At 73.1% G+C, this 14,423-nt stretch carries 7 protein-coding genes; 1 reads left to right on the top strand and 6 read right to left on the bottom strand.

The annotated features are described in order from the left end of the window. Positions 1–62: 62 nt before the first annotated feature. The 5 genes from eccCb to J2S41_RS05025 form a co-directional block, all read right to left on the bottom strand. Entirely contained in the window at positions 63–4,112 is a 4,050-nt protein-coding gene (eccCb, locus tag J2S41_RS05045) for a type VII secretion protein EccCb (RefSeq protein WP_310363627.1), read from the bottom strand. An 8-nt stretch (positions 4,113–4,120) separates the two neighbouring features. After that, entirely contained in the window at positions 4,121–6,862 is a 2,742-nt protein-coding gene (locus tag J2S41_RS05040; RefSeq protein WP_310363624.1) for a right-handed parallel beta-helix repeat-containing protein, read from the bottom strand. 40 nt (positions 6,863–6,902) lie between these two features. Beyond that, positions 6,903–7,676 (bottom strand): hypothetical protein, encoded by a 774-nt coding sequence (locus J2S41_RS05035; protein ID WP_310363622.1) that lies wholly within the window; start codon positions 7,674–7,676, stop codon positions 6,903–6,905. Positions 7,677–7,690: 14 nt separating this feature from the next. Beyond that, positions 7,691–8,332, bottom strand: coding sequence for a response regulator transcription factor (locus J2S41_RS05030; protein WP_310363620.1), 642 nt, complete (start codon positions 8,330–8,332; stop codon positions 7,691–7,693). A 117-nt stretch (positions 8,333–8,449) separates the two neighbouring features. Then, positions 8,450–11,392 (bottom strand): hypothetical protein, encoded by a 2,943-nt coding sequence (locus tag J2S41_RS05025; RefSeq protein ID WP_310363618.1) that lies wholly within the window; start codon positions 11,390–11,392, stop codon positions 8,450–8,452. A gap of 225 nt (positions 11,393–11,617) precedes the next feature. On the opposite strand from J2S41_RS05025, the gene J2S41_RS05020 reads away from it, so the two are divergent. Beyond that, complete coding sequence (locus tag J2S41_RS05020; protein ID WP_310363616.1) at positions 11,618–12,295, top strand: WXG100 family type VII secretion target; 678 nt, start codon at positions 11,618–11,620, stop codon at positions 12,293–12,295. 45 nt (positions 12,296–12,340) lie between these two features. Here the strand turns inward: J2S41_RS05020 and J2S41_RS05015 are convergent, their stop codons facing one another. Then, positions 12,341–14,410 (bottom strand): hypothetical protein, encoded by a 2,070-nt coding sequence (locus J2S41_RS05015; RefSeq protein ID WP_310363615.1) that lies wholly within the window; start codon positions 14,408–14,410, stop codon positions 12,341–12,343. Positions 14,411–14,423: the final 13 nt, after the last annotated feature.

Genomic DNA, 14,423 nt, shown 5'->3' with positions numbered 1-14,423 from the left:
CGGTCGCAGCATCCCAACCGGGCACTGGACTCCGACAGTGACCGATTCGGGTGTCCCCCGGGTCAGCGCGCGGACACCGCGGCGTCCGGCTCGGCGGGCTCGGCCGCCTCGTCCAGCGCGATCTGCACCAGCCGGGTGGGCCGGCCGCGGCTGACCAGCGCGCCGCGCCCGGCGGGCCGGGTCGCGGGCTTCTCCGTGCCGAGCAGCTGGCCCTCGCGGGAGTCGCCGGACAGCAGCAGGCCGCCGCCGCCCAGGTCCCGCACCCGGGAGAGGAACACGTCACCGACCGCGCCCCGGCCCGCGCCGGCCACCCGGCGCGCCAGCACCACGTGGAAGCCGATGTCCCGGGCGTGCGGGATGAACTCGACCAGCGGCGCCAGCGGTGACTGCATGCCGCCGCCGACCAGGTCGTAGTCGTCGATGACCACGTAGATCTCCGGGCCCTCCCACCAGCTCCGCGCCTTGAGCTCCTCCGGGGTGACCGTGGCCGGGGGCATGCGCTCGCGCAGCTTCCCGGCGATCTGCGCGGCGTACACCTTGGTGGTCTGCGCGTCGGCGGCGTAGGCGCCGAGGTGTCCCTCGGGGACGATGCCGAGCAGCGAGCGGCGGTAGTCGATCAGCACCACGCGCGCCTCCCAGCCGGTCTGCCGGTCGATCAGGTTCCGCAGCCAGGTCCGCAGGAACGTGCTCTTGCCGGACGCGGTGTCGCCGAAGACCACGAAGTGCGGGTCGCCTTCGACCAGGTCCAGGCCGACCGTGGCGATGTCCGGCTCGCCGATGCCGATCGGGACCGCGGTCGGCGCGATGCCGTTCGCGTCCAGGTCGTCGCGCACGATGCTCTCCGGCAGCATGCGCACGCGCGGCGCGGGCTTGCCGTGCCAGGATGGCCCGATCTTGGCGAGGATGTCCTGCTGGGCGTCGCGGACGCCCTCGTCGGTGTCCCGGCCGTCCAGGCGCGGCAGCACCACGTGGCCGTAGACGCCGGGCGGGCAGAGCAGCCGCCCGGGCAGGTTGGACGGCATCGCCTGCGCCATCCGGCGGTGGATGTCGGACTCGTTGTAGTCGTTGAGCCGCAGCTCCAGCCGGGTGCCGATGCTCTCCCGCAGCGCCGGGCGGATCTCCATCCACCGGTTCGTGGTCAGGATCAGGTGGACGCCGACGCCGAGCCCCCGGGACGCGATCTCGATCATGACGGGTTCCAGCGTGTCCAGCTCGGTGCGCAGCGCGCCCCAGTTGTCCACGATCAGGAACACGTCCGCGGCCCGGAGCCCGTCCGGCAGCCGCCCGGAGTCGCGCCGCGCCCGGAACTCCGCCACGGAGTCGATGCCCAGCTCGCGGAACAGCTTCTCCCGGCCGGCGATCAGCGCCCGGATGTCGGCCAGCATGCGGCCGACCATCTCCCGGTCCATCCGCCCGGCCACGTCGCCGACGTGCGGCGCGGCCGTGAACGGGTGCAGCGTCTCGCCGCCGAAGTCGATGCAGTAGAACTGCGCCTCCGCCGGCGTGTGGGTCAGGACGGTGGCCAGCATGAGGGTACGCAGCAGCGTGCTCCGGCCGGACCGGGGCGCGCCCACGATCGCCAGGTTGCCGTGCGGGCCGCCCAGGTCCAGCAGCAGCGGCTCCTGCGCCTGCTGGGCGGGCAGGTCCACCACGCCGACCGGGATGCGCAGCTCACCGGCGGCCGGCCACATGGTGGCGGACAGGCCGCGGCCGGACTGCACCGCGATCGGGCCGAGCAGCACGTCCAGCGGCACCGCGCGGGGCAGCGGCGGCAGCCACACCTGCCGGGCCGGGGTGCCGCGGCCGGAGAGCCGGTCGACGATCACGCTCAGCTCGGTCGGTCCGTCGCCGGACGGCATCGGCGCGTCCTCCTCGTCCTCCTCGTACAGGTCGGCGGCGGTCAGGCCGCGCATCTCGTACGGCAGGATCGAGGTCGGCGCCGCCCCGTCCGCGTCCCGTTCCTCCGGCGACACGAACGGCGCGGAGACGTGCGCGACCCGGAACCGGCGGTAGATCGTCTCGTCCACCTTCAGGTACGCCGAGCCCGGGATCGGCGGCAGCCGGTACGCGTCCTGGGTGCCGATCACGGTCCGGCTCTCCTGCGCGCTGAACGTGCGCAGGCAGATCCGGTACGACAGGTGCGAGTCCAGCCCGCGCAGCCGCCCCTCCTCCAGCCGCTGGGTGGAGAACAGCAGGTGGATGCCGAGGCTCCGGCCCACCCGCCCGATCTGGACGAACAGGTCGACGAACTCCGGGTGCGCGCTGAGCAGTTCGGCGAACTCGTCGATGATGACCAGCAGGTACGGCATCGGCGGCAGCGGCGCACCGTCGGCGCCCCTCTCCCCCGCCAGCCGCCGCCGCTGGTACTCCCGGATCGAGTCGACGTTGCCGGCCAGGCGCAGCAGCTGCTGGCGGCGCTGCTGCTCACCGGCGAGCGCGGACCGCACCCGGTCGATCAGCATGGCGTCGTCGGCCAGGTTCGTGATCATGCCGGCCACGTGCGGCATGCCGGCCAGCGGCGCGAACGTGGCACCGCCCTTGAAGTCGACCACCACCAGGCTGAGCAGCTCCGGCGAGTGCGTCACCATCAGGCCGGCGACCAGCGTCCGCAGCAGCTCGCTCTTGCCGGAGCCGGTGGCGCCCACGATCAGGCCGTGCGGCCCGGAGCCGCCCTGCGCGGACTCCTTGATGTCCAGCACCACGCTCTGCCCGTCGCCGTCCGTGCCGATCGGCACGCGCAGCAGCCGGTCCGGGCCCAGCTGCGGTTCCCACAGCCCGCCCAGCGACGAGTCCAGGGCCCGGCCGTTCAACAGCGTCTCGATCAGCGACACGGTACGGGCCAGCACCTGCTCCTGCTCGTCCGTGAGCGTCAGCGGCGTCAGCTTCCGGGCGATCAGCTCGGCCATCGGCGTGCTCACCCGGTCCTGCTGGGACAGTTCGGACGTGACCGCGCCGCCGGTGCGCCCGGTCAGCGACAGTCCGCCGCCGGCCGCCACGCTCACCCGCAGGTCCACCCGGCCCGGCTCCTGCGACTCACGCCGGCCCAGGAAGATCAGCGTGATGCCCAGCTGCGGCCCGGCCGCCTCCAGCAGCGCCCGCAGCTGCGGCGAGCGCCCCCACTCGGAGACCGGGTCGAACGCGGTGAACACCACCACGAGCCGCTGCTGCTCCGGCGCCGCGCCGCGGTCGAACGCGGTCTGCAGCCGCCGCGCGCCGGCCGCGTCCGAGCGCCGGCGCAGCTCCCGGTCCAGCACGTCGGCCAGCCCGCCGTGCTCCGTGCTGACCAGCGGCACCGCACGGCCCCGGCGCCGGGACCCGGGCTCGAACGTGTGCGGCAGCCACTTCGCCCACTCCCACTCCGTCACGTCCGGCGCCTCGATCGCGACCAGCACGTCGTCCGGCGCGTGCATGACCGCGAGCTGGCAGAGCATGGCCCGGGTCAGCGCGGCCGTGTCCGCGGGCGCGCCGAGCACGCTGACCACGCCCGCGGTCCCCAGGTCGATCGCGATCGGCTGCGCCGCGACCTTGCTCATCGAGTCGACCAGTCGCCGGGCCGCGCGCATCGACTCCCAGTCGTAATCGGCCAGCGGGTCCAGCCGGGTGCCGATCTGGATCGGCGTGGACAGTTCCGCGTCGCCCAGGCCGATGCGCACCCGAAGGAAGTCCGGGTCGCCCTGCCGCCGTTCCCACACCCGCCGGCCGCTGTGCGCGATCGCCAGCAGCCGGTCCGGCTCCGGGTGCGCCCACGCGCCGAGCATGCGCTGCGTGGACGCCACCTGCCGGGCGTTCGTCCGCACGTCCATCAGCAGCGCGCGGTACCGGGCCCGCTGCCGCATCACGGTCCGCCGCTCCAGGTGCTTGTTCTGCACCCGGAACGCGATCGTGGCGCTGAACGACACGACCGCGAAGATGATCGCGAGCGCGATCAGCATCGGCCGGCCGTACGACACCATGTACGCCGCGATGCCGAGGCTGGACAGCAGCGGCAGCAGCAGGCTGATGAAGCCGGCGTTGCTCTGCTTCTGCTCCGGCGGCGCGGGCAGCACCACCTTGTCCTGCGGTGCGGCCGGCGGCAGGAACCGGGCCGGGCGGTGGAACGAGATGCGGGACACGCGGTCTCCTATGAATCAGGCACGTCTGGCAGGTCTTCGGGTTCGAGCCGGGTGAGCTGCTCGGTGGTGGGCACGGCCAGTTCCGCGACGCGCGCCGCGTGCTGCTCGGTCATGTGCTGGAAGACGCCGCGGGCGAACCGGCCGTTGCCGAAGCCCTCGCCCCGGTCGACCGAGTCGAAGTACCGCCGCAGCTTCTCGACCGTCTCCGGCCCGAGGTGGTACTCGTGGTCGGCGGCCTGCGACTGCACGATGCGGACCAGCTCGTCCGAGGAGTAGTCCTCGAACGTGAGCGTGCGGGAGAAGCGGGAGGCCAGACCCGGGTTGGTGCTGATGAACCGGACCATCTCGTACGGGTAGCCGGCCACGATGACGACGACCTCCTCGCGGTGGTCCTCCATCAGCTTGACCAGCGTGGAGATGGCCTCCTGGCCGAAGTCCGCGCCGTGCCCGTCCGGGGTCAGCGCGTACGCCTCGTCGATGAAGAGCACGCCGTGCAGCGCGCGGCGGAACGCGGCCTGCGTCTTCGGCGCGGTGTGGCCGACGTACTCGCCGACCAGCGCGGACCGGTCCACCTCGACCAGGTGGCCGCTGCCCAGCATGCCGAGCGCGCGCAGGATTCGGCCGTACAGCCGGGCGACCGTGGTCTTGCCGGTGCCCGGGTTGCCGGCGAAGACCAGGTGGCGCGACATCGGCGGCGGGCTGAGCCCGGCCTCGCGGCGCTTCTGCACCATCTGGACCAGCTTGACCAGCGAGCCGACGTCCTGCTTCACCTTCTCCAGGCCGACCAGCCGCTCCAACTGCGCCAGCAGCTCCGGCAGCGTCTCCGCCGCGGCCGGGTCCGGCGTGGCCGCGGACGCGGGCGGCCGGGTCGCCGACGGTGAGGTCACGGCCGCGCCGGCCCGGCGGACCAGCGGGTTCGCGCCCTCCACCGGCATCGTGGAGGTGCCGACCGCGTCCACCGTGCACTGCTCGAACGTGGGGTCGGCGCCGTCGACCAGCGTCAGGTCCTCCTCCACGTCGTGCACGTGGACGCGGCGCAGCACCGGCGTGGCCGACGCCCCGATGTAGAGCGCCGGGTACCCGGTGCCGGTGACGTCCAGGTCCTCGACCGTGCCGCGCGCCTCCGCACCCAGGTAGAGGCCGTTCTTCTTGCAGTTGGCGATGGTGGTGGCGCGGATGACCGGCGCGGCGCCGCCCCAGACCACCACGCCGGTGCCGCCGATCCGCTCGATGGTCAGGCCGTCCGCGATCGGCGCGGCGTCCGCGTCCACGAACAGCCCGGCGCCGCCGCAGCCGTCGATCCGGGTGTCCCGCACGATCGGGCCGGAGCCCTTCGCGGCCTCGAACCCGGTCTGCGCGATCTCCGTGATGGTGCAGCGCTCGACCAGCGCGTGATGCGGCGAGTCGACGCGCACGCCGACCTCGCCCTCGGCCACGGTCATGCCGCGCAGGTGCACGTCGCCGGTCTCCTCCACGGCCACGCCGGCCTGCCGGGCGCGGTCCACCCGGCCGCCGTCGATCCGGGCCATGGCGCGACCGGTGATCCGGATGCCGCACTCCGGGGTGTCGGCGATCTCGCAGTCGGCCAGCGTGGCGATCGCGGTGCCGCCCAGGTGCACGGCCGTGTACCGGGTCTGCTTGACGCCGAGCGCGCGCAGCAGCACGCGCGAGTCCCCGGCCAGGAACAGCCCGTTCGCGCCGGAGTCGGTGACCGAGCAGCGCTCGATCCGCGCGTGCGCCTGGGCCAGCAGTGCCACGCCGGTGCTGCGCGGGCGCACCACGTGCGTGTCCGTCATCACCAGCCGTGCGTCGCCGGTCGCGACCACGCCGGCGCCGGTGACCGTGTCGATGCGGCAGTCCGCGATGCCCGCGTGCGCGGTGCCGGACAGGTGCACCGCGGTGCCGCCGGTGCGGTCCACGGTGCAGCGTTCCATCCGGATGCCGCCGGGCTCGCCGTCGCCGAGCGCCGGGGGGTCGAGCTGCGGGCGGTCCGGCAGCGCGCCCGGCCACCAGTCCGCGTGGAACGGCGCGCTGCCGGTGGCTCGGAGCACGTCGCCGTCGTTGTCGAAGAACTGGCAGTCCCGTACGGTGGCGGCGGCCTCGTCCTCGACCAGCAGCGCGGAGATCCCCACGTGGGAGAACTCGGCGCGCACGGCCTCGGCCCCGGCGGACTCGCGCAGGTGCAGGCCGGCGGCGGTGACGTGCCGCACCGCGGTCTCGGTGAGGGTGACCCGGGCGCCGCCGCGGACCATCACGCCGGCGCCGTCGACGTGCTGGACCGCGCCGCCGTTCAGGTGCAGGCGCGCGGAGTCGGCCACGTCCAGGCCGGCGCCGGCCGCGCCGGTGATCGTGCAGTCGGTGAGCGTCACCGTCGCCTGGCCGGCCACCTCCACCCGGCCGCCCTGGATCTCGCAGCCGTCCACGGTGACCGTTCCGCCCGCGACCGTGACCGCGGGCCGGATCGGCTGCGCGGACAGCAGCCGCAGACCCTGCACCGCGGCGGTGCCGGACCGCACCTCGATCGCCGGGCCGTCCGCGGGCGCGATCTCCACGCCACCGGACTCCGCGACGATCCGCACCGACCTGTCGACCACGACGCTCTCGGCGTACCGGCCCGCGGCGACGGAGACGATCCCGCCGTCCTGCGCGGCGCGGACCGCCTCGCCGATGGTCCGGTGCCGGCCCCATCCCTTGGTGCCGACCCGTTCTATCCGGGCCGACGACGAGGCGTCAGCTATCCCGGTGCGCATCCGTGCGGCTCCTCCGTCCTGGTAGTTCCGTCCGGGGGCCTCACCTGTCGGCCTTTCCGCAGGTGATTCGCAGCTGAGAGACGATCAGCCGCTCACGGCTGTTCTCGGACTTCCCCCGGTTTCCCAGGCGGATCGTAAACTTGCCGTTGGCTACCGGGAACGACCCGGCCTCCAGCCATTCGCCTTGCCTGCTCCCCTGGTTGAGGTCGAAGGTACCCAGGTTCTCGCCGTCCCGCCCGGCGGTGATGGTGAAGTGCGCCTTCACCGCGGGAGTCACCTGTTTCACATCCAGCTTCGGCGCGTACGCGGCGACGTCGCACTTGTCCACCCCGAAGCCCGGCGTGAACGCCCAGATGAGCACCACGGACGGGTCGTCGTAGCCGTTGTCGCCGGTCAGCGGCACGGTCGCGTAGTTGCCGCGGCAGCCGTCCCGCGCCCACGCGTTCCCGGCGACGATCTGCCACTGTGGCGTACGGCCGCGCGCCTCGAAGACGTGTTCCGGCTCACCCCGGCAGTCCCAGCCGGTGACCGCGGTGAACGTGGGCGGCCCGGTCGGGCTCGGCGACGCGGCGGCGGCCGGGTCGCTGCCGTACCGGTCGCCGGTGAACAGGCTGAACACGAGGCCGACCAGCACCGCCATGATGGCGCAGCCGGACGCGACGAAGATGGCGGTGTGCGGCCGGGCGACCAGCCGGTCCGGGCTCGGCTGGTGACGCGCGTGGTCGATGAACGCGCGCACGAACTCCAGGCGCTCCGCGTGCGGCGACGGCGGCGGGCCCTGTCGCGAGATCGTCGTCGGCTGCTGCTCGTCCACCGGGATCGCCCCTTCTACGCGGCCGGGAAGCGGCGGGTCTCGCCCGCCATGTGGCCCAGCTCGATCGCCATCCGGGTCAGCTCCGCCTTGTTGCCCGCGTTGAGCTTCGCCCGGATTCGCTTCGCGTACGTGTTGACCGTCGCCTCGGTCAGCCCCATTCGGCCCGCGATCTGCGAGTGGGTGAGCCCGCGGGCGATCCAGCGCAGCGTCTCCACCTCGCGCGGTGCCAGCCCGGCCGGGTCCTCGTTGACGTTGCGGACCAGCTCGGCCTGGAACCGGCCGGCCAGCTGCGGGCAGACGTAGAAGCCGCCCTCCCCCACCGTGATCAGCGCGGCCACGATGTTGCGCCCGTCCGCGCGCCCGGCCACGAACCCGCGCACGCCGGTCCGCAGCACCGCCCCGAACGTCAGCGGGCGCTCCCAGGTGGAGCTGACCACGACCGGCCCGCGCGCCACCAGCGCCTCGATCTCGGACAGTGCCGGGCCGCCGGGCCGCAGCGGCACGTCCAGGATCGCGACGTCGAACCGTACGTCGCCGGCCAGGTCCGCCACCGCCCGCACGGACGCGGCCACGGCCAGGCCGGGCGTCTCGGCGACGAACTTCTCCAGACCGGCCCGTTTCACCGGGTGGTCGTCGATGATCGCGATCGTGAGCATCTGATCCTCCTGGTCAGTCCCACACACCGGCCGGCGCCGGTCCGTGCGCCCGGGCGCGGGGACCCGGACGCCCTGACTACGGAGCCGCCCGGGGGCCGGTTCAAGACGACGGAGGAATTACTTCGGCGTCATGTTGCCGGCGTTCGTGCTCTCGCTGCCGACGTAGTTGGCGTGGGTCAGCTCCAGCTTGCTGATCGCGGCGTCGAGCACGCCGAGCAGGTTGTTCGCGGCCGTCTCCACGACCGCGCTGTACGCCTCGAACGTGCGGCCGGCCGGGCTGACCCAGTAGCCCTTCGCCTCCGTGATCTGCCCCTTGAGCAGCTCCAGCTGGGCGGAGACGGTCTCCCGCTCGGTCCGGGTGTACTCGGCGGTCTGCTGCAGCAGCGGGATCTGGATCGCGTAGTCGACCCCGATGGCGCGGCCGTCGCCGTCGACGTACTCCGCGTAGATCGGCCTGCCGTTCCGGTCGAACGTCACGGAGTCGTGCTCGCCGTACCGCCAGGTGGTCTCGCCGTTCGGCCCGTAACTGATGTCGAAGTGGCGGCCGCTCGCCGGGTCGTACCCGCGGGTGAAGTTGCCGTTCTCGAAGTCGCTGAAGACGTAGCCCTGGGCGGTGGTCAGCGAGACCGGGTTGCCGCCGGCGTCGTAGACGATCGTGTTGTCGCCGATCACCGCGGTCGACGTGCCGGCCCGGTCGTCGTAGGTGAACGAGATGTGCTCGCCGTTCGGGCCGGTCCCGGAGCGCGGCCGCCCGTCGTCGAGGAAGTCGGTGAAGACCGAGCCGTCCGAGGTGCTCATGTACGTCGGGTCGTCGTTCGCGTCGAGCACGATCGTGGTGCCGTTGTCGTACGCGATCCGGGTCGTGTGGTCGGTGTCGTCGTAGGTCATCGTGAACCGCTCGCCCTGCGCCGTCACGCCCACCTTCGGCCGCCCGTCGCCGTGGAACTCGGTGAACACCGTGCCGTCCACCGTGGTCATCCGCAGCGGATCGCCGTCCGCGTCCGTGGTGAGCGAGGAGCCGTCCCCGTACGCCGTGGTGACGGTGCCGCCGTCGTAGGTCAGCGTGATCGACCGGCCCTCCGGCGTCATCCCCTTCCACGGCCGCCCCTCGCCGTCGAACGCGGTGAACACGGTGCCGTCCGCGAGCCGCTGCCCGACCACGGTGCCGTTCGCGTCGACCGTGACCGAGGACCCGTCCGCGTACCTCGTCACGGACCCGCCGCGGTCGTCGTAGGAGACCGCGAACTGCTGCCCCTCCGGCGTCCTCCCGGCCAGCGGCCGGTTCTCCGGGTCGAACCCGGTGAACTCGGTCCCGTCCGCCAGCGTCTGCGACACCACGGCCCCGTTCGCCGCGAACGACACGGAGGACCCGTCCGCGTACGTCATCACCGAGCCGCCCCGGTCGTCGTAGGAGACCGCGAACCGCTGCCCCTCCGGCGTGGTCCCGGCCAGCGGCCGGCCCTGGGCGTCGAACCGGGTGAACTCCGTCCCGTCCGCGAGCCGCTGCGACACCACGGTGCCGTTCGCGTCGAACCGCACGCTCGACCCGTCGGCGTAGGAGGTCCGCGAGCCGCGCTCGTCGTACGCGACGGTGAACGGGTCGTCCTCGGGCGTCTCTCCCGCGACCGGCCGCCCGTCGTCGTCGAAGGCGGTGAACACGGTGCCGTCGTCCAGCGTCTGCCGCGTCACGGCACCGTCGGCGCCGAACACCACGGACGACCCGTCGGGGTACGTCATGGTGGAGCCGCCGCCGTCGTCGTAGGAGATCGTGAACGGGTCCCCCTCCGGCGTCACACCGCTCAGCGGCCGTCCCTCGCCGTCGAACGACGTGAACACGGTCCCGTCCGCCAGCGTCTGCCGCGTCACCTCACCGGCGGCATCGAACACGACCGAAGAACCATCGGCGTACGACATCGTCGAACCGCCGCCGGCGTCGTAGGAGATCGTGAACCGCTCGCCCTCCGGCGTCCGGCCCGTGAGCGGCCGACCATCGCCGTCGAACGACGTGAAGGCGGTCCCGTCGGCCAGCCGCTGTGAGATCACCTTCCCGTCGGCGTCGAGCCCCACGGACGAGCCGTCGCCGTACGACATGGTGGAGCCGCTGGCGGCGTCGTAGGACATGGTGAAACGGTCGCCCTCCGGCGTCTCTCCCTTCAGCGGCCGGTTCTCGCCGTCGAACGACGAGAACACCGTCCCGTCCGCCAGCCGTTGGGACACCACGTCACCGGCGGCGTCGAACACGACCGTGGAACCATCGGCGTACGACACCGTCGAACCGCCGCCGGCGTCATAGGACATGGTGAAGCGGTCGCCCTCCGGCGTCTCACCGGCCAGCGGACGGCCGTCCCCGTCGAACGACGAGAAGACCGTGCCGTCGTCGGCTACCTGCCGGGCCGGTGGTTCGGCAGCGGCGGTGGTGACGGTGGTGCCGGGATCCGGCGCGGGGCCGGGTGACTGGGAGACGAGGGTGCCGTCCGCGTCGAAGGTGGCGGAGGAGCCGTCGGCGTAGCGGATGACGGAGCCGCCGCCGGCCGGATAGTCGATGGTGAAATCCGTGGTGCCGTGACCGGCCGTGGGGCGACCCGCCGGGTCGAAGGAATCGTAGACGGTGCCGTCGGGCGTCTCGTGGCGGAGAACGCGGCCGGCGCCGTCGTAGTCGACGACCGTACCGTCGACGAAACGATTGGTGACGCGGCCGTTCGCGCCGTATTCGATGTCGAAGCGAGTATCGCCCGCGATTCCCTGGTGCGGTCGGCCGAGGGAGTCAAAAGACTCATGGACGGTGCCGTCGGCGTATCGCCGGCGGATGACGTCCCCGGCCGGTGAGAGCTCAACGCCTGCGCCGTCTCTTTCCTGCGGAAGGTCATTGCGTGCCTCCGGATAGGCGACGGTGAACCGGGCCGCGTCCGTGTGCCCGGCGGTCGGCCGCTGGTGCGCGTCGAACGCGTCGAGGACGACGCCGTCCGGCCGGGTCTGCCGGGCCAGGATGCCGTCCAGGTCGAACTCGGCGGTGCTGCCGTCGCGGTAACCGGCGACGGAACCGATCTCGGAGGTGCTCATCGTCCCACCATTCGTCGCAGTCGATAACCGCCGGCGCGGCGCGGCCGAGGGTAGCGAGCGGCGCTGGGGCACCGGCAAGCCACGCGAAACGGGACGTGGACGCCTCCACGCCCCGGGCCCCACGCTCTGTGATGGCGTATTCGGCCTGGAGAGGGGGTGGGTGTGCCCGATCACGGCAACATTCCCACTGGAGATCAGCTGCCGTACAGCCTCGCGACCGAGGTCATGAGGATCGACGCTCCGGAGCTGTTCCAGTGCGGCAAGGACATCAGGGACATCGGCGTCGCCATCAGCGGCGCGTTCGAGCGGATCGCGAACGCCTGGGACCAGCTGCACCTGGGCTGGTCCGGGCGGAGCGAGCAGGAGGCGAAGGCGTTCTCCGACACGTACCTGGCGGCGGTCACGGACTTCTTCGGTGAGGAGGGCGCGACCGCCGAGAACGGCGGGAAGGTCGGCCTGCTCAGCCAGTTCGCGGGCGGGCTGATGGGGGCCGGCAACGCGTACGCGCAGACGGAGTCCAGCCTGACGGCCGCGTTCCGGATGTTCGGCGACGCGCTGCTGGAGGTGGGCCCACCGGACGGCGACCGGAACAACTACATCCCGGACAACGCGACCTGGGACCTGCCCGCGGACGACGGTACCGAGCACCCGGAGGGGTTCCGCGACACGGACGCGCCACCGGTGTCGTCGAACACGCCGGAGCGGCCGGACAGCGTGTACTCGCGCCCGTGGTTCACCCGCGGCCAGGAGGTCGAGGGCGACTGGACCTGGGTCGAGACCCGCGAGGGCCCGCACGACCTGCGGATCACCGTGCACGACGGCGCGATCTGGAACGGCGTGGAGGGTCCCGGCGTCGAGGTCGAGTGGATCGACGACGAGACCGGCGAGCCCGTCGACCACTGAGGTGTGCCGGTGGCCCCGCCGCGCGCGGGGCCACCGGCCCGGCCGTCACGGACAGGTGGTCACGTAGAGCGCCACCTCGCTGAACACCTCGGCGTGCTCGGGCATCTGCTGCTGCCACGCGCTGAGCTGGCGGATGAAGTCGGCCCGGCCGCCCTCCTTCGGCAGGTACCCCGAGTGGGTGTGGATGGCCTGCTCGACCGCCTTCGCGTCGGCGCCCTCCAACCGCAGCTTGATGGCGTCGAGAATGGCCCGGCTGGCGCCGTCGTCGAGCGTACCGGCGGTGACGGCCTTGAGTTCCTCCAGCGCGGCGGAGCGCGCCGCCGGCTCGCGGTCCAGCGCCGACGTGACGGACGGCATGGTCTTGATGGCGCCGTCCGCGGTCGCGTCCAGATAGCCGAGCGCCGCCTCGAACAGGCCGTCCTGCCGGCCGAACATGTCCAGCAGCGCGGCGTGCGGCGCGAACAGCGCGCTGTCGGCGGGCAGCGCGGAGATCTGCTCGCGCAGCGCCTTGAGCGCGCTGCCCTCCTTGGCCAGCGTGTCACGGAGTCGCGTGGTGTCCGCCGGGTCCATCGACAGGTACGACGCGAGCGCCGACTCGGTCTTGACCCTTTCGTTCGCGCGCTGCCGGTCGCCGACCGATTTCAGCGTCTCCCGGTTGATCTCCGTGAACGGCGGGACCGCGGTGGTGTCGCCCGGCCCGGCACCGGTCCACTTGAGCGTGAGGTCGAGGCCGAGCCCCGGCACCCGGCGCATCACCGGTGCGCCGTACCGGCCGGCGATCGCGGTGAGTTCCGCCTGGTGCGTCCCGGCCTCGCCGTGGTCCAGCACGATCGGGGCCGGCCCGCCGTTCTGCAGGTGCTGGAACAGCATCTTCTCCAGCCGGAGCAGGTCGCGGCGGGACGGCCCGGTGCGTGCCCGCGGCCCGACCACGATCACGGACTGGCCGATCGCCTCCGCCGCGTCCGCGATCGGATCCAGGATCTTCGGGGGTACGTCGCCCAGCACGTCGACCGCGCGGATGCCGGACGGCCCGAACGTGCGGTACGCGGTCACCCCGCGCGGCCGGACGATCGGCCGCACCGTGACGTCGCCGGCGGCCAGGTCGAGCACCCGTTCCGCCACGGTCATCTCGCCGGGCAGCGCGGCCACCCGGATCAGCTCCGGGCCGGGCGGGAACAGCGCGGCCCGGCCGGTGCCCAGGTCGAGGAACGCGTCGCCGGACGGGTCGTGCACGGCCAGGAACACCTCGGATGCGGCCGCTCCGGGCGCGCGCACCTCGACCAGCGAGTGCGTCGCGGTCCCGCCGGCCACGTGCGCGAGCAGATCGCCGTAGGTGGCCACGGTGACCTGGCCGGGCAGCCGCTCCAGATCCTCCGCGCGCGGTTGCCGGGCGCCGCGCACCGCGTCGCCGTGCGCGTGCGCGGTCAGCGCGGGCGGCAGGCCGAGCTGCACCCGGCCCCCCGCGGGCACGATCCGCGCGGTCGGGTAGCCGTCCCGCAGCGCCTCCGCGCGCGCCTCCGGCGAGGCGGTGGCGTACGGGTCCGGCTCCCAGTGCCGGGCCGGCACGACCCGGATCATCCGCGCGTACGGCTCCGTGGTGAGCCGGCCGTGCTCGTCGAAGTACAGAATCCGGTGCGGGTCGAGCGTGGTCGCCGCCGGGCGCAGCCGGTCGGCCGGGATCTCCACCGGCAACCCCATCAGGTCGGCGCGCGCGCCGAGTTCGTCCGGGCTCATCGTCGCGGCCTCCCCGGAAGGGCCGAACAGCGGCCGCTCGACGATCCGGTCCATCGCCTCGCCGGGGATGCCGCGGAAGTACTGGTACATCAGCGCCCGCACGGTCCCGTGCTCCGGGCCGAGCTCACCGGTCGGGCGTGCGATGCCGTCCTCCCAGGTCACGGTGCCGGGCCGGGCGTCGACGAGCGCGTCGCGCATGCCCGGTCCGAACGACACGGTGGTGTACTTCGGGATCGCGGGGAGCGTGAGCGCCTCGTGCAGCAGCGCGTCGCGGTCCAGCGTGGACGGCGCCGCGTTGACGATGAGGCTGCCGGTGCCGGTCGGGATGACGTGTTCCAGGCAGATCGCGTCCATGACGCGCGGGGTCAGCGGCAGGGTCACGGCGGTCCTCCGG

It is taken from the genome of Catenuloplanes atrovinosus (assembly GCF_031458235.1).
GTDB classification, from domain to species: Bacteria; Actinomycetota; Actinomycetes; order Mycobacteriales; family Micromonosporaceae; genus Catenuloplanes; species Catenuloplanes atrovinosus.
The sequence above is the reverse complement of the archived record's forward strand: the minus strand, read 5'-3'. Positions and strand labels throughout refer to the sequence as shown.

Bases quoted from the DNA above. Each gene is read 5' to 3' on its own strand.
- J2S41_RS05040 (WP_310363624.1), bottom strand. From the start codon at position 6,862: ATGCGCACCGGGATAGCTGACGCCTCGTCGTCGGCCCGGATAGAACGG.
- J2S41_RS05030 (WP_310363620.1), bottom strand. From the start codon at position 8,332: ATGCTCACGATCGCGATCATCGACGACCACCCGGTGAAACGGGCCGGT.
- J2S41_RS05025 (WP_310363618.1), bottom strand. From the start codon at position 11,392: ATGAGCACCTCCGAGATCGGTTCCGTCGCCGGTTACCGCGACGGCAGC.
- J2S41_RS05020 (WP_310363616.1), top strand. From the start codon at position 11,618: ATGAGGATCGACGCTCCGGAGCTGTTCCAGTGCGGCAAGGACATCAGG.